We start from the raw sequence: 20,010 nt of genomic DNA, 5'->3' as shown, positions 1-20,010 counted from the left end.
AGGCTGGCGTTACCCCAGCCGTCCTTCGACGGGAAGTGGAAGGGTTTCGTCGATCCCCGCATTTCGTGACGGCATTTGTCGTTAGCCCGCCGTTCCTCTCCCAAGTAAAACGTAACCAACGGGTAGGAGAGCGGATGATGCCGTGGAGTAACGGCTTCAGGTTTTCTTTGATTTCATTGCCTTTGGCGGCAGTCCCGGTTGTCGTGGTGGCGGCAAGCGATCCCGCGCCAATTGCGCGCTACGACATGCGGGCCGGGACGGTATCCGGATTCGGCGGCATGGGACGTGGCTCCGGAGGCGGTATGGGGCCTGCGATGAGCATGATGATGGGAGGTGGCGGCGGGAGCGTGCAGCATGAACTCTACCTGCGTCTGGGTTCCCAGCAGGCGCCGGTCGGCGGGAAGGCCAAGGCCGACCATTTCGTGCCGCCGGCGGCCAGGCTGGGCAAGTCGGTGGCGCTGGTCGCTCCGCCGCGTGAGCAGGCAGCGCCGGACCTCCTGCCCGAGAAGCCCAAGGGGCGCCTGCTGATCTTCTGGGGCTGCGGCGAACATGCGCCCAAGGGGCAGCCGGTCGTGCTGGACTTCGCGAAGATCGCGGCCGGACAGATGCCTCCCGGCATGCCCGGTTCGGCAGTGGTGCGTGACTGGGGGCCCACCCCGGACAATTCGCGCAGCTTCGCCCGCTGGCCGGCGGACGATCACAAGTTCGTCAAGGTGGACAGTTCGCTGATCGGTGCGCACAAGGTGGTGAGCACTTATGCGCCGGAGATCAGCTTCACGCTTGCGAAGGATTTCATGGCGCCGATCACGTCGCGCACGGCGACGCTGCCGAGCGAGGCTTCGCGCCTGAGCTGGACGGGTATCCCCGGTGCGACGGCCTGGCTGGCCTTCCTGACCGGTGGCAAGCAGGGACCGAACGGGGACGCCAGCGGCGACGTGGTGATGTGGACAAGCAGTGCCGACAAGCAGTTCGGTGGGGGCCTGATGGATTGGATCACGCCCGAACAGGCAGCATCGCTGGTGACGAGCGGAACGTTGATGGCTCCCACGAGCACGAGCTGCGTCATCCCGGCCGAGGTCGTCGCGGCATTCCCGGACTTCCGCTTGGGCACGCTGACGGCGTTCGGTCCGCAGGAGAGCTTCGCCTACCCACCGCGCCCGGCGGATACGAAGGTCGTGTGGAAGCCGGAATGGACCGCCCGAATTCGTCACCGATCGACGACGAACTGGATGCAGGCCCAAGGCATGGAAATGGGGGGCGTGGGCGCGAGCGCTCGGGAAGAAGGTCAGGACGGCGTACAGCAGCCTGAATGCAAGCCGAAAAAGAAGGGGTTGGGTGGCATGCTCGGTGGGCTTGGAGGTATGATGGGCGCAGGCAACAAGGGGTGTTGATTCTCTGCTCGCGATTATCTGGCACAGTCGTACCGGCGCAGCGCGCGCCATAGCCGAGGCGCTGCATGAAGGCGCGGGCGCAGATGCGTGCTTGATCGCTGCTTCGGATGTATCTCCCGAAGACCTGCTGGCCGCTTCAGGCTACGTTTTCGTCTGCCCGGAGAACCTGGGTGCGATGACGGGCATGATGAAAGAGATGTTCGACCGTTGCTACTATCCGCTGCTGGGGCGCGTGGAAGGCAGGGCCTATGCGACCGCGATCGCGGCCGGTTCCGACGGGCGCGGTGCGCAGGCGCAGATCGATCGTATCGTCACAGGATGGCGTCTCAGGCGCGTGGCGGACCCGATGATAGTCAACCTCGGCGCCCAGACGCCCGAGGCGATACTTGCCGAGAAGCATGTGCCGCAGGACCGGCTGGATGCCTGCAGCGATCTCGGCGCCGCGATGGCCGAAGGGCTGCATCTGGGGATTTTCTGAGGAGGGCTTTCACAGTGCCGAATGGACTCGACGCTACGCTGGAAATGATGCCTATTTGTCCGATGCCGCAGGGAGCCGACAGGACCACAGGGCTGTGCCTGTTTTTCGATCACGGCACGCGGCCGGATGCCGATATCGTGGCACGACTTGTCGCGGCTTCGGCGGATGCGGGATTGCCAGCCAGCGTCAGCCATCGTCCTGCTCCGGAGGCCGGATGGCTTGAGTTGCTGGCGAGCGGACTGACGTTCGATCTGATCGGGCTCGACCCAGGAGCTCCTGGCCGGATGACGCAGGTACAGCAGCATTTCGGCTTCGGCGAGGACGATGTTCCGGGGAAGGCGAAGCGGTCGAGCTTGTGCCTTCAGGACACATCGTTTCCGGGGCTGGATTGCAGCCGGTCCTGCGCACGATGATGGGCCTGGCGGCAAACCTAGCGCTCGAACTGCCGGTGCGTGCGGTCGGCTGGGCGCCTGCGCAGACCTGGATGGAGCCGCGCTACTTTTGCCGCAGCGTGCTCAACTGGCTGGGCGGCGGTGCTTTCCCGGCGCTTGGCCTGACGGCGCTGCTGCAGGCGGAAGACGGCAGCCTTGCCAGTCGGGGGCTCGCCCATTTCACGGGGCAGGAAGTGCAACTCGAAGGGCGACGGGGTGAGGCCGCGGCAGATACCGTGAAGCTCGCGGTTCGGGTGATCGACCAACTCGTGCGCCGGGGGCGCATCGTGGAACCCCTGCGGATCGACGCCGGTGGGCAGGCGCTGCTGCTGGAGCCGTCGCAGGTGGGTAAGCTCCTGCTGGTGTGGCGTGAGGACGAGGGCTGAGCGCACTCAGGGGATACCTCTCCTTCCGCGCCGTCAATCGCAGCGACGCGCCCGGCTACGATCCCGGCCTGCAACGCCATCATCTGCTGCCGCGCCAGTTGCTTGGGCAGTCGGCCTTCATGCGGATGCTGGAGAGTATCGGTGGTCATCGGCACCGCTTCGAAGATTTTCGCGAGAACGGCCTGCTCCTACCCTGTGATGAGCCGGCGGCGCTGCGCATGGGGTTGCCGCTACATCGCGGGCCGCATCGGCTCTACAGCCAGCTTGTCGTCGAGCGGGTGGGGCAGATCGAGAGCGGCTGGGCGGCAATGTGCGACAAGGATCCACAAGGCGCCGCCATATAGGCGCATATGCGGCTTGACCTGCTGCAGCGCGCCTTGCGACGCTATCTGCTGGACGGGCAACGGCGGCGGTTGAAATTGAACCGCCGCGATCCGCTGGGTGTGGGTGTGGATTTCACCGAACTCGACGCCATGGTCGATGCGCTGTGGGGCTCCACGCGCGTCGCCACGGCGCCGCTGGTTCAGGCAATGCCGGCGCGAATCCGCAACTCGTCCTTCGCAGACTGATACTGGGCCGCGAGGCGCTCCACCCGCTCGGCCACGGTTTCGACGGCGCGAATGGCTCCGATGCCTTGTCCGGAACCCCAGATGTCCTTCCAGGCTTTCGCCGCAGTATTGCCGCCGGAACCGAAGTCCATCTGGCTCTTGTCGCCATGCGGAAGATTGTCCGGGTCCATGCCCGCCGCGACGATCGAGGGGCGCAGGTAATTGCCGTGAATCCCGGTGAAGAGACTGGAATTCACGATGTCAGCGGCATGGCCATCGACGATCGCCTGCTTGTAGCCCTGATCCGCATTGGCTTCTGTCGTGGCGATCCACGGTGTGCCGATATAGGCGAAGTCCGCGCCCATCGCCTGCGCGGCAAGGATCGAGCGTCCGTTAGCGATCGCACCGGAAAGCGCCACCGGACCGTCGAACCAGCTGCGTATCTCCTGCATCAGCGCGAACGGCGACTGCGGCCCGGCATGGCCGCCCGCTCCGGCCGCGACCGCGATCAGCCCGTCAGCGCCCTTTTCCACGGCCTTGCGGGCGAACATGTCGTCGATCACGTCATGCAGGACCATGCCGCCCCAGCCATGCACCGCCGCGTTGACTTGCACATTGGCGCCGAGCGAGGTGATCACCAGCGGCACCTTCCACTTCTCAAGCATCGCAAGGTCTTCCTCCAGCCGCGTGTTAGTGCGGTGGACGATGAGATTGACCGCGAAAGGCGCGGCGCATCCCCGGGTTTCCTCGGTGATGCGGTGAAGCCATTCGTCGAGCTGGCTGGCGGGCCGGGCATTGAGCGCCGGGAAGCTGCCGACGATCCCGCTGCGCACTTGTGCGATGACCAGCTCCGGATTGGAGACGATGAACATCGGCGCCGCGATCACGGGCAGGCGCAGAGATTTGGACAGCGCGGAAAGGGGCATCTCGTCTCCATTTAATCGTTCGATTAAATCATCGCATAATCCGGTCCATCCATGGTGTCGAGTGCAGACCGCCGTACCGCCCCCGCGTTTCTGGCGGGCGCAGGCGTGACGTTCGTTGACGACTGAAATAGACACCACTGTCGATTAACAGGCAGAAGCGGAGAAGGAGCACACCATGTCGGATATCGGGGAAGCCACGTTCGATTGTTCGGACATCGACCAGTATCTTGGCACCGTCATCGACAGTTCGCCGATCCGCGAGCCGCTGGGGAACAACGATATTCGGCGCTGGGTGCAGGCCATGCACTACCCCAATCTCGCCCATTACGACCCGGCCTTCGCGGCCGCGAGCCGCTGGGGCAAGCTGGTGGCGCCGCAGAGTTTTCCGATCGTGATGGACGACAGCCACGGCACGTCGTCCTCCTGCATGGGCGGCATCGCCGAATCGCACCTGCTGTTCGGCGGCGACGAGTTCTGGCACTACGGCCCGCGCGTGTTCGGCGGCGATACCATCACCAACGAGCGCATTCCTTACGACTACAGCGTCAAGGATACCGGGTTCGGCCCGACCTGCTTCCAGCGCGGTGACAACTATTACCGCAACCAGCACGGCGAACTGATCGCCAAGCAGCGTTCGACTGCCATCCGCTACCGCGCGGCGGCAGGCGGTGCGCGCGTCGATACCTCCGAGTTCGAGGAACCGGAGTGGACGGACGCCGAGATCGAGAAGCTCGAGGAGCGCAAGTTCGGCTGGATCAAAATGCTGCACGATCTGGGCCACGGCGAACGCTGGTGGGATGACGTTAACATCGGCGACCAGCTGCCCGAGCGCGTGTTCGGACCCCACACCGTGGCCAGCTTCACGACGGAATGGCGCTCGTACCTGTTCACGGTATGGGGCACCCTAGATCGCCGCACGATCGACCTGGAGGCTCTTGGCTTCACCAAGGAAATGGCGGGTCACGAGAACGATCCGGTGATGGAGCGGATCAATCCGGAACTCACTGACGGCGCGTACTACGGCCCGTCACGCGGGCACCTGTTCCCCAGGTATGCGCGCAAGATCGGCATGCCACGCGCCTATGGCTACGGCGCCTCGATGGGGGCGTGGGTGACCGACTATCTCGCCGGCTGGGCAGGCGAATGGGGCATGGTGGTGCACTCGACCGCCAATTATCGCGGTCCTGCCCTTAGCGGCGACGTCACCATCCAGACCGCCGAAGTGGTCGACAAGATGGTCGATGAGGACGGGCGCCATCTGGTTCAGGTCAAACACCTCATGCAGAACCAGAAGGGCGTCAAGATGTGCATGGGCGTGGCCGAGATCGAACTGCCCAAGAAGAAGTGACGCGAAAGGAGGCGGCCCCGGCATGGGCCGCCTCCTCCCCCGTCGCGTCACCGCAGCAGGGTCGCAGCGTGTCCTCCCTGGGGAGGGCAACAGAGCGGAAGGACACGCGGACCTTCATCTCAATTGCCGGTGCTTCCTCCCAGTAATCCGCCAAGCAGTCCGGTGACGGGGGCTAGTGCGTCGCCCCCGAACCTGTCGTTCCGCCCAACAATCCTCCGCTGACGGTTCCGGTCAGGGTGCCGCTCAAGCTGACGTTCAGCGTGCCGACGACACCGTTCACAAGCCCCGTAACGGGCGCCAGGACATCGCCCGATTGGGCCCCGCCGGTAACTCCGCCGAGCAGTCCATTGACGAGCCCGGTGACTGGCGCGAGGGCTGAACCTGCGCCGCCGCTGCCGACGCCGCCCCCGATACTCCCCACCACGGGGCCGACAGCTCCGTTCATGGCATCGAGCACTGGCGAGGCGACGGAGTTCACCACGCCCGTCACAGGGGCCACGACCGGTGAAAGTCCGTTGGTCAGTTGCGTGACCCCGCTGACGACCTGCTCGCCCAGCAGCGCACCGGCGAGGTTGCCCACCGGCGCAAGCCCCTGCGCCACGCCGTCGGCCGTGGTCGGCAAGGTGACATCGACAACCTTGTCGGCCGACAGCACATCGGCCGTCAGCAGGGTTCCGGAGACGAGTCCGGGATCTTCGGACAGTACGTTAGCACCGATGAGCGTGCCGCTCGTGCTCGGACCTGTCAGCGCATTGTTGCCCAGATCCAGACCTACGAGCGGCCCGGTGTACGTCGGCGCCGGGCCGGAGCCGCCGCCTGGCAACGCGCCGGTCAGGCCATCGACCAGACCGCCAAGCTGTCCGGAAACCGGGGCAAGCAGTCCCCCTTGGCCCAATACCGGCGCCAGCACTCCATCGACCGTGCCCAGCAATGGATTGGTCACCTGGCTGACCGTCGAGGTAACCACCGCCACGGTCGGGGAAAGTCCATCCGTGACGCTGTTGACGATGGAGCCGACCTGAGGCCCCAGCAGCGCTCCGGCAATGGCGCCCACCGGAGCCAGCGCTGCCTGGGTCGCCTGCGGTGTGGTGGGCAGCGTAACTGCTATGGCCTTGCCGTCGCCGCTGAGAACATCGACGGCGAGGCCGCTGGTGGACTGCCCTGCGGCGGGCGGCGCCACGTTGACGTCGACCAGTGTGCCCGAGCCGCTCGGCCCGAGGATCGAAGTGCCGCCAATGGCTACTCCGACGGCCGAACCGGTGTAGCTGGTGGTCGTGGGGGTCGGCGTCGGGGAAGGCGTCGGGGTTGGTCCCGGGGTGGGTGTCGGCGTGGGGCTCGGTGTAGGCGTCGGTCCCGGTGTAGGTGAGGGGCTGGGGGTGGGCGTCACACCGGAGCCGGGATTGAAGCCGTTTCCATCGGCACAGGCGCCCAGCAGCAGAAGGGGGATCGCCGCCGCGCCCATGAGGGTTTGCCGGAAGGATCGCGATGAATTGATCGACATGGTGTTGCCTCCGTAAAATGCTCCGTAAGCAGGGCGTTAGGCCTGTTGGGGACAGACGCCGCGGACAGACGGAGCCGTGTCGATCGTTTGTGCCGATGCTTGTGAAACGGCCCGATGCCCCCGTTATGAAATCCGGGCTGCGGCTTCGGCAAATCCGGGATGCGGACCGCATATGCTTACGCAAGACCGGTTTCCTGCGGTTTTTCGAACACGCAATGCTGCGTGAAGGGCACGCAAAAGGGGGCAACGCGGTTTGCCGCCATAGCGGCTGCAACTTCCTCCCGGTCGATGGAGATGCTTTTTCGGATTCATGAAAAGGCCCGGCCGTTGCCGGCCGGGCCTTTTTCGAATGCGATGCCGAAAAGGGATCAGGCCGCGTTGGCGGCGCTCAGAACGGCGCGCACGCTGGCGGTGGCGACGTCCTCGTCGATGCCCACGCCCCATACGGTGCGACCGTCGGGCAGGGCGCATTCGACGTAGGCCGCGGCGCGGGCGTCCGTGCTCTTGCCCATCGAGTGCTCGGCATAGTCCTTGACGTCCAGCTGCACGCCGAAGCTCTCGGCCAGCGTCGCGGTGACGGACGAGATCAGGCCGTTGCCCTTGCCGGACACCGACTGCTCCTTGCCCTCGACGCCGATCTTGCCGGCGAAGACGCGGGTGTTGTCCGGGCCCTTGGCCTCATCCCAGTCGATCAGCTGGAAGCGCTGCTCGCCGCTCAGGCGGTAGGCCTTCTGGAACACGTCCCAGATGTCGCCCGCCTGCAGTTCGCGGCCGAGTTCGTCGGCCAGTTCCTGCACGTGCTTGGAGAAGTGCGCCTGCATCCGCTTGGGCAGCCTGAGGCCCTGGTCCTGCTCGATCACCCAGGCGAAGCCGCCCTTGCCGGACTGCGAGTTGACGCGGATCACCGCCTCGTAGCTGCGGCCCAGATCGGCCGGGTCGATCGGCAGGTAGGGCACCGACCAGATCTGGTCGTTACGCTTCTCCTGCGCGGCGAAACCCTTCTTGATCGCGTCCTGGTGCGAGCCCGAGAACGCGGTGAAGACCAGTTCGCCGCCGTAGGGATGACGCTCGGCGACCTTGAGCTGGTTGCAGTATTCGACCGTCTGGATCACTTCGTCGATGTCCGAGAAGTCCAGTTCCGGGTTCACGCCCTGCGTGTACATGTTCATCGCCACGGTCACGAGGCAGCAGTTGCCGGTGCGCTCGCCGTTGCCGAACAGGCAGCCCTCGACGCGGTCGGCGCCCGCCATCAGGCCCAGCTCCGCCGCCGCGACGCCGGTGCCGCGATCGTTGTGGGTGTGCAGCGAGATCACCGCCGCGTCGCGGTTCGGCAGGTTGCGGCAGAAGTACTCGATCTGGTCAGCGTAGATGTTCGGCGTCGCCGCCTCGACCGTCGCGGGCAGGTTGAGGATGATGGGGTTCTCCGGCGTAGGCTTCAGGATTTCCATCACCGCTTCGCAGCACTCGATCGAGAAATCGAGTTCGGCGGTCGAGAACGTCTCCGGCGAGTATTCGAAGTGCCACTTGGTCTGCGGGTACTTCGCCGCCTGATCGCGCATGATCTTCGCGCCGGTTTCCGCAATGCCGCGGATTTCATGCCGTTCCATGCCGAACACGACATTGCGCCACAGCGGCGAGACGGCGTTGTAGAGGTGGACGATGCCCGCGTGCACGCCAGCCAGGCTCTCGAACGTACGCTCGATCAGGTCCTGTCGCGACTGGGTCAGCACTTGCACCAGCACGTCCTCGGGGATGCGATTCTGGTCGACGAGGCCGCGGATGAAGTCGAACTCGGTCGCGCCCGCGCTCGGGAAGCCGACCTCGATTTCCTTGAGGCCGACTTTCACCAGCAGGTCGAAGAAGCGGTTCTTCTTCTCCGCGCCCATCGGGTCGATCAGCGCCTGGTTGCCGTCACGCAGGTCGGTGGAGAGCCAGCGGGGCGCCTTGGTGATGACCTGCGAGGGCCACTGGCGGTTCGGCAGGTCGATCTGCGGGAAGGGGCGATACTTGACCGAAGGGTCTTTCAGCATGGTCATGGGGTATTCTCGCTCGGTAATTCGTCTGCAGGCAATGTCGGTTCAGGTCCCCTTGAGCGCCGAGCGCGCCGCAGGCCGACGCACTACTTCACGCCCAAGGGCGGATAAGTCGCAGGGTAAGGCCGAGCAGAAGGGTCATGCCCTCGCCTATGGGCACGCGCGCGCGCCGTGTAAAGAGGCAATGCGGCGACGGCGGCGCAATTTCGCTTTCCGTCGCCGAGGTGGGCTTGCCGAATGTTGCGCCGGGATCAGGAGCAGTAGAAGCGTTTGATCGCGCCGCTCTCGTCGACATCGACGTTGAGACGTTCGGCGCGGTAATCCATCGTTACCGCCATGCCGGGTTTGATCACGCGGATCGGCTTGTCGCCGCGCTTCGACTGGATGGCAGCGATCGTGGCATCGGTGGCGGGCTGGCCGACATAGCTGGCGAACTGATCGGCGCCGCAGGTCGGTTCGACTTCCGCAGCAGGGGGCGGGGCGGCTTCAGGCGGGGTCTGCGTGGCGCAGGCGGCCAGCGTCATGGCCATGGCTACAGGGGCGATGAAGGCTTTGGGGGACATGGGTGCTCTCCTTTCCCGGCCCGCTAGCCTAGCGAAGCTGAACGAGGACGCAACGCGCTATCCGGCGCAGGCAGAGAACACCGTATGCACCTGCTCGCCGTTATGATCGTAGATCGTGAAACGGCGCTGCTTGCGGCAGGTGCGGGTATAGGCATCGACCATCGCCACCGTTGCCTCGTTGAGCGGCGAGGAGGGCAGGGGCGTCTGCGCAACCACGGTCTCCGGACGGACGGCGAGGATACGGCGCACTTCGCGCCGTTCGTCGAGGCCGGTCCACTCGCGCCCCTCGTAGAGATGCGGCGAGAAGGCGAGCGGGCTCACCGGATCGGCGCCGATCTTCGCATAGAGGTAGTTCGGGGCGCCCCATACGAGGAGGCGCTTCTGCGGCGTCTCCTTATCGACGTAGCCGACCAGCGCTGCGGCAGCGGGCCGGGCACGCCAGCGGTCGTGCAGGTGGAACGTGCCGGACAGGGCAAGGCTCAGACCGATCACCGCGACAAGGCCCGGCCAGACCGGGCGGCGATGGGCGAAGTACCCGGCGCACAGGATCGCCAGCGGGGCCAGCGCGGACTGTGCGTAATGCACGTAGATGTTGGGGAACGAGAATATCAGCGCCAGCGCGACGAATGCCCAGAGCGCAATCAGTCGCGCGACGGGGCGGCTCTCTTGTCGCCGGTGTAGCGCGTGAAGCCCGATCCCGGCGAAGACCATCGGGATGCCCAGCATCCCCGCCATCGTGAAGATCCGCTGCACCCGGATCGCCGGGTCGGCATAGCCGCGCGCGAAGTTCGAGGTGGCCATCGCGTTCCACAAGTCGGCGAAGTGCCCGTCCATCCAGTAGAACAGCCCGGTCGCCAGCATCGGCAGGCTACCTGCGAGCGCCAGAAGCCCGGCCCTCCAGGCGACGCCGATGACGGATCGGCCGCTCCGGGCGAGCAACAGGATCGCCGTCAGTCCGAACAGCGCGCCTTCCAGCGCCACCGTCTGCTTGATCGCGATTCCCATCCCGGCGCAGAAGAATCCTGTTAGCAACCCTGCGTCGATGCGCCCTTCGCGCAAGCGATCGAAGCGCGAGAGAAGCAGCCATGCCGCAGCGATGATCAGCGTGTTGAAGAAGACTCCCGCTTCCAGATTGTCGCCCTCGAAGCGGCTGAGCAGCGCGAGATAGGAGAGGGCCGCGAGCATCGCGCTGCCCGGCGTTGCGATCATCCGGGCGATGCGGTTGACGCCGTAGGCCCCAGCGCCGCCGAGAGCGTGGCCACCAGTTGGTAGGCCAGCATCGTTGGCGAGACGAGAGCGATCGCCGTGAAGATGAGGTAGAGCAGCGGCCCCTTGCGATCCCAGATATCTACGTAAAGCAAGTCGCCCTTGGCCAGCCGTTCCCCGACGAGGGCGTAGAACTGGTCGTCGATGCCGAAATTCCACTCGCCCCATGCCGGGCAGCGGATGAGGGTGGCAAAGGCTAGCAGGCAGGCGAACTGGGCAAGGCGACTGTCGGCGACGATGCGCGCAAGGCGTCCCGCGCGTCCGGCATCCGGTGTCTCCATCGTCATGCCCGCCATCGAAATCCCCGCAAATTCACGGGGCTTCATAGTCAAGAAAGTCTTACCATTTGGCGAATGCCGACACCGAGCCGGTGCGGTGGAGGTTTCGCAAGGTGGGGCTATAAAACCCAGCTTCCAACCCCGCTCAGGCTGAGCTTGTCGAAGCCTCCTGAGGCGTGGCGCTGTGCCTCCCATCCTTCGACAAGCTTAGGATGAGCGGGGTGCGTGGAGCAAAAGCAAAGGGCGCCGCCAGTTTCCCGGCCACGCCCTTTCGATAAGCCTGTCCGCGAGGATCAGCCTTCGACGTGCTCGGCCAGCACGGTCAGGCCCGCGTCACCCACTTCGGCGAAGCCGCCGGTGATGCGGATTTCCTCGGGCGCACCGTTCTCGGTCTTGTAGACCTTCAGGGCGCCATCGGCGATCGTCGACATGAAGGGCGCGTGGCCCGCCAGCACGCCGAACTCGCCTTCGGTGCCGGGGACGACCACCATGTGGACGTCCTCGGAACGGACCAGCTTCGCAGGCGTGACGAGTTCGAAGTGCAGGGGCATATCAGGCGTCCGCCGCCAGCTTCTTGGCCTTCTCGACCGCTTCGTCGATGCCGCCGACCATGTAGAACGCGGCTTCCGGCAGGTGGTCGTACTCACCGTCGACGACGGCCTTGAACGACTTCACGGTGTCTTCCAGCTGGACGAACTTGCCCGAGATGCCGGTGAAGACTTCCGCAACGTGGAACGGCTGCGAGAGGAACTTCTGGATCTTGCGGGCGCGGGCGACCGTGACCTTGTCCTCTTCCGACAGCTCGTCCATGCCTAGAATGGCGATGATGTCCTGCAGCGACTTGTACTTCTGCAGGGTTTCCTGAACGCGGCGGGCGGTCTGGTAGTGCTCGGCACCGACAATGCGCGGTTCGAGAACGCGCGAGGTCGAGTCGAGCGGGTCGACGGCCGGGTAGATGCCCAGCTCCGAGATGGCGCGGTTCAGCGTGGTCGTCGCGTCAAGGTGCGCGAACGAGGCAGCAGGCGCCGGGTCGGTAAGGTCGTCCGCGGGAACGTAGATCGCCTGAACCGAGGTGATCGAGCCCTTGGTGGTCGAGGTGATGCGCTCCTGCAGCGCGCCCATGTCGGTCGACAGGGTCGGCTGGTAGCCCACGGCCGAAGGAATACGGCCAAGGAGAGCCGACACTTCTGCGCCCGCCTGCGTGAAGCGGAAGATGTTGTCGACGAAGAACAGGACGTCCTGGCCTTCCTGGTCGCGGAAGTATTCGGCCATGGTCAGACCCGACAGGGCGACGCGGGCGCGGGCGCCCGGGGGCTCGTTCATCTGGCCGAAAACGAGGGCGACCTTGGAACCTTCCGAGGTGGCGTTGCCTTCGGCGTCCTTGGCGATGACGCCGGCGTCGAGGAACTCGTGGTAGAGGTCGTTGCCCTCACGGGTACGCTCACCGACGCCCGCGAAGACCGAGACGCCGCCGTGGCCCTTGGCGATGTTGTTGATCAGTTCCTGAATGAGAACCGTCTTGCCCACGCCCGCGCCGCCGAACAGGCCGATCTTGCCGCCCTTGGCGTAAGGGGCGAGAAGGTCGATGACCTTGATGCCGGTGACCAGGATCGAGGCTTCGGTCGACTGGTCGATGAAGGCGGGAGCCTCGGCGTGGATCGGCGAGAACATGTCCGAGCCGATCGGGCCGCGCTCGTCGATCGGGTCGCCGACGACGTTCATGATGCGGCCGAGGGTCTTGGGGCCGACCGGCACCGAGATCTGCTTGCCGGTGTTGGCGACTGCCTGACCGCGGGTCAGGCCGTCGGTGCCGTCCATCGCGATGGTGCGCACGGTGTTCTCGCCGAGGTGCTGGGCGACTTCGAGAACCAGCTTCTGGCCGTTGTTCTCGGTCTCCAGCGCGGAGAGGATGGCGGGCAGCTCGCCTTCGAAGGTCACGTCGACGACAGCGCCGATGACCTGGCTGATCTTGCCGGTAGTGGTGAGGTTGAGCACGGGTGCAGTGGCCATTTCGGTTTCCTTAGCCTGCGGTTCTTAGAGCGCTTCCGCGCCCGCGATGATTTCGACGAGTTCGGTGGTGATCGCAGCCTGACGGGTGCGGTTGTAGACGATCGTCAGCTTCTTGATGAGGTCGCCCGCATTGCGCGTGGCGTTATCCATCGCCGTCATCGACGCACCCTGTTCGGACGCGGCGTTCTCCAGCAGCGCGCCGAAGAGCTGGGTCTTCAGGTAGCGCGGGAGCAGGGCGGCGAGGATTTCCTCCTCATCGGGCTCGTATTCGGTGACGGCGTCGGCAGTCTGGGCAACCGCCTTGGGGGCCGGGACCGGGATGATCTGCTGGTCGGTCGGTTCCTGCAGCAGCGCCGAACGGAACTTCGAGTAGAACAGGTGCGCCACGTCGAACTTGCCCGCCTCGTACATCGCGACGAGTTCGTCGGCGACGCGCTCGGCTTCGTCGTAACCGGGGTTACGCACGTCCGAGGTGTCGAACATGTGGGCGATCTGGTTCGGGTGTTCGCGGCGGATCACCGCGCGGCCCTTGCGGCCCACGAGGTAGAACAGCACGGTCTTGCCCTGCGCCTGCAGATCACGCGCCTTGGCGAGGGCCGCCTTGACGATGTTCGAGTTGAACGCGCCGCACAGGCCCTTGTCCGAGTTCGCGACGACGAGCAGGTGCACCTTGTCGCTCCCGGTTCCGGCGAGCAGCTTGGGGCTGTTATCGGAGACGGTGATCTTCGACGCCAGCGATCCCATCACTTCGGCGAGACGCGCCGCGTAAGGGCGAGCGTCTTCGGCGGCGGCCTGCGCCTTGCGCAGCTTGGCCGCGGCGACCATCTGCTTGGCCTTGGTGATCTTCTGGGTCGACTTGACCGAGTTGATGCGGCCTTTGAGTTCCTTGAGCGAAGCCACTCGTTGTTCCTCGTTGCGTCGTCCCGGACTTGATCCGGGACCGGTGGCGGTCTTTAGGCGGGGCCTTTCAGGAAGGCTGCTTCAAGACCGCCTGCGATCCGGCTTTCGCCGGGATGACGGTTTAACTTAAGCGAACTGCTTGGCGAAGGCGTCGAGCGCGGCCTTGGTCTTGCTCTTGGCTTCGTCGCCGAAGTCCTTGGTCGAGCGGATCAGCGCCAGCACGTCGGCATGTTCCGAGTGCATGTAGCTGAGCATCTCGGCCTCGTACTCGGTGACCTTCGAGACCGGCAGGGCGTCGAGGTAGCCGTTGGTGCCGGCGAAGATCGACACGGTCTGCTCTTCGAAGGCGAGCGGCGAGAACTGCTTCTGCTTGAGCAGTTCGGTCAGGCGCGCACCGCGGTTGAGCAGCTTCTGGGTCGAGGCGTCGAGGTCCGAACCGAACTGGGCGAACGCCGCCATTTCGCGGTACTGCGCCAGCTCCAGCTTGATCGAACCGGCGACCTTCTTCATCGCCTTGGTCTGGGCCGAACCGCCCACGCGCGACACCGACAGACCCACGTTGATGGCCGGACGGATGCCCTGGTAGAACAGGCCGGTTTCAAGGAAGATCTGGCCGTCGGTGATCGAGATCACGTTGGTCGGGATGTAGGCCGAAACGTCGCCGGCCTGCGTCTCGATGACGGGAAGGGCGGTCAGCGAGCCGGCACCGTTCTCGTCGTTGAGCTTGGCCGCGCGCTCCAGCAGGCGGCTGTGGAGATAGAACACGTCGCCGGGGTAGGCTTCACGGCCCGGCGGACGGCGCAGAAGGAGCGACATCTGGCGGTAGGCGACGGCCTGCTTGGAAAGGTCGTCGTACACGATCACGGCGTGCATGCCGTTGTCGCGGAAGAATTCGCCCATCGCGGCGCCGGTGTAGGGCGCGAGGTACTGCAGCGGAGCCGGCTCCGAAGCGGTCGCGGCGACGACGATGGAGTATTCCATCGCGCCGTTCTCTTCGAGCTGACGCACGATCTGCGCGACGGTCGAGCGCTTCTGGCCGACTGCGACGTAGATGCAGTAGAGCTTCTTGCCCTCGTCGTCGCCCTGGTTCGCTTCCTTCTGGTTGATGAAGGTGTCGATGGCTACGGCGGTCTTGCCGGTCTGGCGGTCACCGATGATCAGCTCGCGCTGGCCACGGCCGACGGGAACGAGAGCGTCGATCGCCTTGAGGCCGGTCTGCACGGGTTCGTGCACCGACTTGCGCGGGATGATGCCCGGAGCCTTCGATCTCGACGCGGGCGCGCTTGTCGGCAACGATCGGGCCCTTGCCGTCGATCGGGTTGCCGAGCGCATCGACCACGCGGCCGAGCAGGCCCTTGCCGACGGGAACGTCGACGATGGTGCCGGTGCGCTTGACGCTGTCGCCTTCCTTGATCTCGGCGTCCGAGCCGAAGATCACGACGCCGACGTTGTCGGCTTCGAGGTTGAGGGCCATGCCCTGCACGCCGTTCGAGAATTCGACCATCTCGCCGGCCTGGCAGTTGTCGAGGCCGTGGATGCGGGCGATGCCGTCACCGACCGACAGAACCGAACCGACTTCCGAAACCTGGGCTTCGGTGCCGAAGCTGGCGATCTGGTCCTTGATGACCTTCGAGATTTCTGCTGCGCGGATATCCATTGTTCTGCCTTTCTTAGCCCTTCATGGCCTGGGCGAGCGAATTGAGACGGGTGCGGATCGAGCTGTCGATGCGCTTGGAACCGATGGTGACGACGAGGCCGCCGAGCAGTTCCGGATCGACGCTGGTCTTGATCTTGACCTTGCGACCCTCACGCACTTCCAGCTTCTGGCGAAGCTGTTCGACCTGCTCGTCGGAAAGCGCGTGGGCGGATGCGACTTCGGCCGTCGCTTCGCCGCGCTGGGCGGCGGCGATGCTGGCGAAGGCGCGGATGATCTCGGGCAGGGCCGACAGGCGGCGATTGCCTGCCAGAACGCCGAGGAAGTTCTTGGTGAGCGGCGAGGTGCCGAGCACGCCCGCGACCGCTTCGATCGCCTTGGCGGCGGCATCGCGGCTGATTTGCGGATTGCGAATCAGCGCGGCAAGCTCGTCGCTCTCGCGCAGGGCCTGGCCGAGGTTGTCGAGGTCGTTCTCAACGGCCGAAACCGAGCCGTTCTCGCTCGCGAGATCGAACAACGCCGAAGCGTAGCGTCCCTGCAAGCTGGCCTTGATGCCTCCGGAATTCTCCACGCCTGTCCTATCCTTACATCGCAGGTGGGTTCGGGTCGGGGACGCAACAACAGCGCGTGCTCCCCAGCCCGCTGACGGGGCGCGCATAGCGACGATACCGTTACAACGCAAGGTGCCCCTTTGGCCCTGGGGACAAAGGACAGGTAAACAGTTTAAAAGCAAGCGGCAGGAAGCCTGCCGGCGAAGCGGCGTGCAATGTCGGGCACGAATTCGCTGCGGAGTATTCCGACAACCCATCGAATCGAGGGTCTGGCCCGCGCCGTGCCGCCAGTTGTATTACGGCTGACGGCCAGAGAACTTGGGTGAACGGACGCCTCGGTGCATGGCCGTCGATGCGGATCGGTGCTTCTTTGCAGCGTTACTCTGGACGATGCCGACGGAGCAGCGATGCCGACCATTATGCGATGGCTCGAACTGAGATGCGGCCCTTTCGCGGCGAACCGCCTATGCGATATGTCGTCTTGGACGGCATTGGGGAATGCGGACCCGTTTGGCGGAATGTCGCTCGTCGTCGCAGGGAGGACATTTTTCATGCTATCCGGTTCACGGGCGGCGCGGATGAAATGGGAGGCCCCGATTGCTGGCGAGCAAAAGGGCACCGACTTCCGGCTTCCGCTCGACAGTCATCGAAACTTCCGCTTCAAGCCCCGGGGCAGGAGCGGGGGCGGTATGACAAACGCTATCGATGAAGCAGGGCAGGAACGTGGCAAATGGGAGCCGTTTCGCCGCTTTCTTGCGCATCCACTGGTGCTTCTGCCGATCGGCGTGGTTCTGGTGGCTCTTGGCGCGATCCTGCCGGGCTTCGTCATCAACGCGCTTCATATCGATCGTTCCTCGCCGCTGCGGGCGCTCTCGGGCTTGCTGGTCGGGATTTGCGGACTGCTGGCTTATCATGCCTTCCTGCGCTGGATCGTGCGGGAGCCGCGCAATGGCGTCCGGCCCGGGCGCGCCGGAGGAGAACTGACAGCGGGTGTGCTGGGCGGCGTGATCCTGTTCAGCCTTGTCGTCGGAGCGGTCGCACTGCTTGGAGGGCTTTCGATCGTCGGGCTGCGAGGCACGGGCGACTTGTGGGTCTGGTTCGGGATCGCATTCTATAGCGGTATGGTGGAGGAGGCCGTGTTCCGCGGCGTCATCCAGCGCCAGCTCGAGGCAGTTTTCGGAACATGGGCGGCGCTGGCGCTGACGTCCGCATTCTTCGGATCTCGCCCATCTCATGAATCCCGGTGCCAGCTTGTTTGCCGCCTTCGCCATCGCTTGCGAGGCGGGGATCCTGCTGGGTGCGGCCTATCTTGTAACGCGGCGACTATGGGCGCCGATCGGGCTGCACATGGGCTGGAACTTCACTCAGGGGTGGATCTGGTCGATCCCCGTTTCCGGGGAGGGACGCCGCGCGGGCTGGTGGAGACGCGCCTCAGCGGGCCTGAACTCCTGACCGGCGGGGCGTTCGGGCTCGAAGCCTCGGGCGTGGCGCTGGTGGTGGCGACGATCGCGGGCGTCGCCCTGCTGCGATACGCCTACCGCAAGGGGAGTTCATGCCGCCGCGCTGGAAGCGGTGTCACACGAACGAGTAGGGGTCGATGTCGATGTTCACGCGCACCCCGCGTGGAAACTCGAGCGGATCGAGCCATTCGCGCAATGTTTTCTGCAGTTCCGCCGAGCGGCGCGCGTTGATCAGCAGCCGGAAGCGATGGCGGCCACGCAGCAGGGAGAGCGGAGCGGGGGCAGGGCCGAGCACCAGCATGTCGGGGAGGTTCGGCGCTGTCCCGCCGATCGCGCGGGCGGCGGATAGTGCCTCGGCCTGGTCCTCCGAACTGACGATGATCGCAGCCCAACGCCCGAAGGGCGGCGCCCCAGCGTCGCGGCGGGCTTCGGTCTCGGCGGCATAGAAGGCGTCGCGGTCGCCGTTGGCCAGGGCGGCGATGACGGCGGCTTCGGGGTGGCGGGTCTGGATGAGGACTTCGCCGGGCTTCTCGCCCCGTCCCGCACGGCCGGCGACCTGGGCGATCTGCTGGTAAGTCCTTTCACCGGCTCGCAAATCTCCGCCTTCGAGGCCGAGGTCGGCGTCTACCACGCCCACCAGCGTCAGGTCGGGGAAGTGGTAGCCCTTGGTCACCAGCTGGGTGCCGATGATGACGTCGATCGCCTTGTTTTCCGCCATCGCGACGAATTCGCCGATCGCGGCGGGGGTGTTCATGGTGTCCGAGGTGACGAGGGCGGTGCGCGCTTCGGGCAGGATTTCCGCCACTTCGTCGGCGATGCGCTCCACCCCGGGGCCGCAGGCGACGAGGCAGTCGCCGGTGCCGCAATCGGGACAGGCTTCCGGCACGGGCGTCTCGTGGCCGCAGTGGTGGCAGGCTAACCTCTTGGAAAACCTGTGTTCTACCAGCCATGCAGTGCAGTTGGGGCACTGGAAGCGGTAGCCGCAGTTGCGGCACAAGGTCAGCGGCGCATAGCCCCGGCGGTTGAGGAACAGCAGCGATTGCTCGCCCTTGGCCAGCCGGTCCTTCATCGCCTGCACCAGTCTTGGCGCGATCCAGCGGCCGCGTTCGGGGGCCTCTTCGCGCAGGTCGAGGATGTTGATCGCGGGCAATGTCGCGCCGCCGAAGCGCGAGGGCAGGTCGATCTTGCGGTAGACCCCGGCTTCGGCCAGCTGCATCGATTCCAGCGCCGGGGTGGCGCTGGCCAGAACTATAGGAATTCCTTCGAATTTCGCGCGCATCACGGCCACGTCACGGGCGTTGTAGCGCACCCCGTCGTCCTGCTTGAACGAGATTTCGTGCGCCTCGTCGACCACGATCAGGCCCAGATCTGCGTAAGGCAGGAACAGCGCAGAGCGGGCACCCACGATGACCTTAGCGGCACCTAACGATACCGCACGCCACGCCCGGCGCCTTTCGCTGGACTTCAAGGACGAATGCCACAGCACCGGCGGCACCCCAAAACGATGCTCGAAGCGGCGCAGGAAATTTTCGGTCAGCGCGATCTCGGGGAGCAGCACCAGCACTTGCCGCTCCATGCGTATCGCTTCGGCGACAGCCTCGAAGTAGCACTCGGTCTTGCCCGAGCCGGTGACGCCGTCGAGCAGAAAGGGGGCGAACTTCTTTGCCTTCACCGCCTCGACGAAAATGTCGGCGGCGTGCTGCTGGATGTCGTTGAGCTTCGGCTCGGCGAATTCCGGGCGGGCAGGGGGATAGGGCCGGTCGAGATCGACCGTCACCGCCTCCAGCAGTCCCGCGCCGACCATGCCGCGCAGCACGCCCTCCGATACGCTGGCGAGTTCCGCCAGCTCGCGGATCGAGCCTTGCTCCCCCTGCAGCGCATCGAGCGCTGCTGCGCGCTGGGGCGTAAGGCGGGCGGGCTCCTCGCCGGTCAGGCGGTATTCGGTGGTCGTGCCGCCGCCGCGCAGCGCCGACATGCTGCCCAGCGCCATGCGCGCAACCGACGACAGCGGGGCGCAGTAGTAATCGGCGGTCCATTCGATCAGTCGCCGCAACCGCTCCGACAGCGGCGGCGCGGGCATCACGCCGAGCAAAGGTCTCAGTTTGCTTTCAGGCACTTCCTGCGCATTTAGGCGTTCTGGTTCCCAGACGATGCCCAACACCTGTCGCGGACCGAGGGGGCGACGACGATCGATCCGAATTCGATCGTCATTCCCTCCGGCACGCGATAGTCGAGGACGCCCAGCGCGGCGTTGAAGACGAGGAGTCGGACACGTTGCATCTGCGT

The 20,010-nt window shown here is 65.4% G+C and carries 18 protein-coding genes and 3 pseudogenes; 9 read left to right on the top strand and 12 right to left on the bottom strand.

Going from position 1 to position 20,010, the window contains the following annotated elements; translation table 11 throughout:
* Positions 1 to 35: 35 nt before the first annotated feature.
* The 6 genes from KZO24_RS07910 to KZO24_RS07885 are packed head-to-tail and all read left to right on the top strand — an operon-like array spanning position 36 to position 3,255.
* Positions 36 to 1,391, top strand: a complete 1,356-nt coding sequence (locus tag KZO24_RS07910; RefSeq protein WP_271184227.1) for a hypothetical protein — start codon at positions 36 to 38, stop codon at positions 1,389 to 1,391.
* 49 nt (positions 1,392 to 1,440) lie between these two features.
* Positions 1,441 to 1,869, top strand: coding sequence for a flavodoxin family protein (locus tag KZO24_RS07905; RefSeq protein WP_271184292.1), 429 nt, complete (start codon positions 1,441 to 1,443; stop codon positions 1,867 to 1,869).
* Positions 1,870 to 1,883: 14 nt separating this feature from the next.
* Entirely contained in the window at positions 1,884 to 2,282 is a 399-nt protein-coding gene (locus tag KZO24_RS07900; RefSeq protein WP_486487083.1) for a hypothetical protein, read from the top strand.
* Positions 2,258 to 2,686: a hypothetical protein gene (locus KZO24_RS07895; RefSeq protein ID WP_486487082.1), complete on the top strand. Its 429-nt coding sequence runs from the start codon at positions 2,258 to 2,260 to the stop codon at positions 2,684 to 2,686. Before KZO24_RS07900 ends, KZO24_RS07895 begins: the two co-directional genes overlap by 25 nt.
* Positions 2,683 to 3,030 (top strand): AHH domain-containing protein, encoded by a 348-nt coding sequence (locus tag KZO24_RS07890; protein ID WP_486487154.1) that lies wholly within the window; start codon positions 2,683 to 2,685, stop codon positions 3,028 to 3,030. Before KZO24_RS07895 ends, KZO24_RS07890 begins: the two co-directional genes overlap by 4 nt.
* 6 nt (positions 3,031 to 3,036) lie before the next feature.
* Entirely contained in the window at positions 3,037 to 3,255 is a 219-nt protein-coding gene (locus KZO24_RS07885; protein WP_486487081.1) for a hypothetical protein, read from the top strand.
* Here KZO24_RS07885 and KZO24_RS07880 read toward each other — a convergent pair.
* A complete protein-coding gene (locus tag KZO24_RS07880) occupies positions 3,210 to 4,160 on the bottom strand; it encodes an NAD(P)H-dependent flavin oxidoreductase (RefSeq protein ID WP_486487080.1) in 951 nt (316 codons plus the stop codon). The two genes, KZO24_RS07885 and KZO24_RS07880, sit on opposite strands and share 46 nt — an antisense overlap.
* Before the next feature lie 175 nt (positions 4,161 to 4,335).
* On the opposite strand from KZO24_RS07880, the gene KZO24_RS07875 reads away from it, so the two are divergent.
* The gene (locus KZO24_RS07875) at positions 4,336 to 5,508 is read left to right on the top strand and encodes an FAS1-like dehydratase domain-containing protein (protein WP_271184224.1); all 1,173 of its coding nucleotides are present in this window, start codon (positions 4,336 to 4,338) and stop codon (positions 5,506 to 5,508) included.
* A gap of 172 nt (positions 5,509 to 5,680) precedes the next feature.
* On the opposite strand, the gene KZO24_RS07870 is transcribed toward KZO24_RS07875, so the two are convergent.
* The 10 genes and pseudogenes from KZO24_RS07870 to KZO24_RS07825 form a co-directional block, all read right to left on the bottom strand.
* Positions 5,681 to 7,009: a hypothetical protein gene (locus KZO24_RS07870; RefSeq protein WP_486487079.1), complete on the bottom strand. Its 1,329-nt coding sequence runs from the start codon at positions 7,007 to 7,009 to the stop codon at positions 5,681 to 5,683.
* Positions 7,010 to 7,377: 368 nt separating this feature from the next.
* Positions 7,378 to 9,045, bottom strand: a complete 1,668-nt coding sequence (leuA, locus tag KZO24_RS07865) for a 2-isopropylmalate synthase (protein WP_271184222.1) — start codon at positions 9,043 to 9,045, stop codon at positions 7,378 to 7,380.
* A gap of 248 nt (positions 9,046 to 9,293) precedes the next feature.
* Entirely contained in the window at positions 9,294 to 9,605 is a 312-nt protein-coding gene (locus KZO24_RS07860) for an I78 family peptidase inhibitor (RefSeq protein WP_008830027.1), read from the bottom strand.
* Between the two features lie 57 nt (positions 9,606 to 9,662).
* Positions 9,663 to 10,814 (bottom strand): hypothetical protein, encoded by a 1,152-nt coding sequence (locus tag KZO24_RS07855; RefSeq protein WP_486487078.1) that lies wholly within the window; start codon positions 10,812 to 10,814, stop codon positions 9,663 to 9,665.
* On the bottom strand, positions 10,811 to 11,197 hold the full coding sequence (locus KZO24_RS07850; RefSeq protein ID WP_486487077.1) for a hypothetical protein: 387 nt from the start codon (positions 11,195 to 11,197) through the stop codon (positions 10,811 to 10,813). The genes KZO24_RS07855 and KZO24_RS07850 overlap by 4 nt, the downstream gene beginning before the upstream one ends.
* 245 nt (positions 11,198 to 11,442) lie before the next feature.
* A complete protein-coding gene (locus KZO24_RS07845; RefSeq protein WP_007682679.1) occupies positions 11,443 to 11,700 on the bottom strand; it encodes an ATP synthase F1 subunit epsilon in 258 nt (85 codons plus the stop codon).
* Position 11,701: 1 nt separating this feature from the next.
* Entirely contained in the window at positions 11,702 to 13,159 is a 1,458-nt protein-coding gene (gene atpD / locus KZO24_RS07840; RefSeq protein WP_211150043.1) for a F0F1 ATP synthase subunit beta, read from the bottom strand.
* A 24-nt stretch (positions 13,160 to 13,183) separates the two neighbouring features.
* Positions 13,184 to 14,059, bottom strand: a complete 876-nt coding sequence (locus KZO24_RS07835) for a F0F1 ATP synthase subunit gamma (protein ID WP_271184220.1) — start codon at positions 14,057 to 14,059, stop codon at positions 13,184 to 13,186.
* A gap of 126 nt (positions 14,060 to 14,185) precedes the next feature.
* Positions 14,186 to 15,716, bottom strand: a pseudogene (atpA, locus tag KZO24_RS07830) (F0F1 ATP synthase subunit alpha).
* A 13-nt stretch (positions 15,717 to 15,729) separates the two neighbouring features.
* Positions 15,730 to 16,284, bottom strand: coding sequence for a F0F1 ATP synthase subunit delta (locus KZO24_RS07825; protein WP_008830032.1), 555 nt, complete (start codon positions 16,282 to 16,284; stop codon positions 15,730 to 15,732).
* 387 nt (positions 16,285 to 16,671) lie between these two features.
* Here KZO24_RS07825 and KZO24_RS07820 point away from each other — a divergent pair.
* Together KZO24_RS07820 and KZO24_RS07815 are read left to right on the top strand one after the other, a co-directional pair.
* Positions 16,672 to 17,424: pseudogene (locus KZO24_RS07820) on the top strand (hypothetical protein); the annotation flags it as partial.
* Positions 17,425 to 17,497: 73 nt separating this feature from the next.
* Positions 17,498 to 17,716 (top strand): CPBP family glutamic-type intramembrane protease, encoded by a 219-nt coding sequence (locus KZO24_RS07815; protein ID WP_486487076.1) that lies wholly within the window; start codon positions 17,498 to 17,500, stop codon positions 17,714 to 17,716.
* Positions 17,717 to 17,839: 123 nt separating this feature from the next.
* Here the strand turns inward: KZO24_RS07815 and KZO24_RS07810 are convergent.
* A pseudogene (locus KZO24_RS07810) lies at positions 17,840 to 20,004 on the bottom strand (primosomal protein N').
* Positions 20,005 to 20,010 lie beyond the last annotated feature (6 nt).

This window comes from Novosphingobium sp. NFX11 (assembly GCF_057376415.1).
The sequence above is the reverse complement of the archived record's forward strand: the minus strand, read 5'-3'. Positions and strand labels throughout refer to the sequence as shown.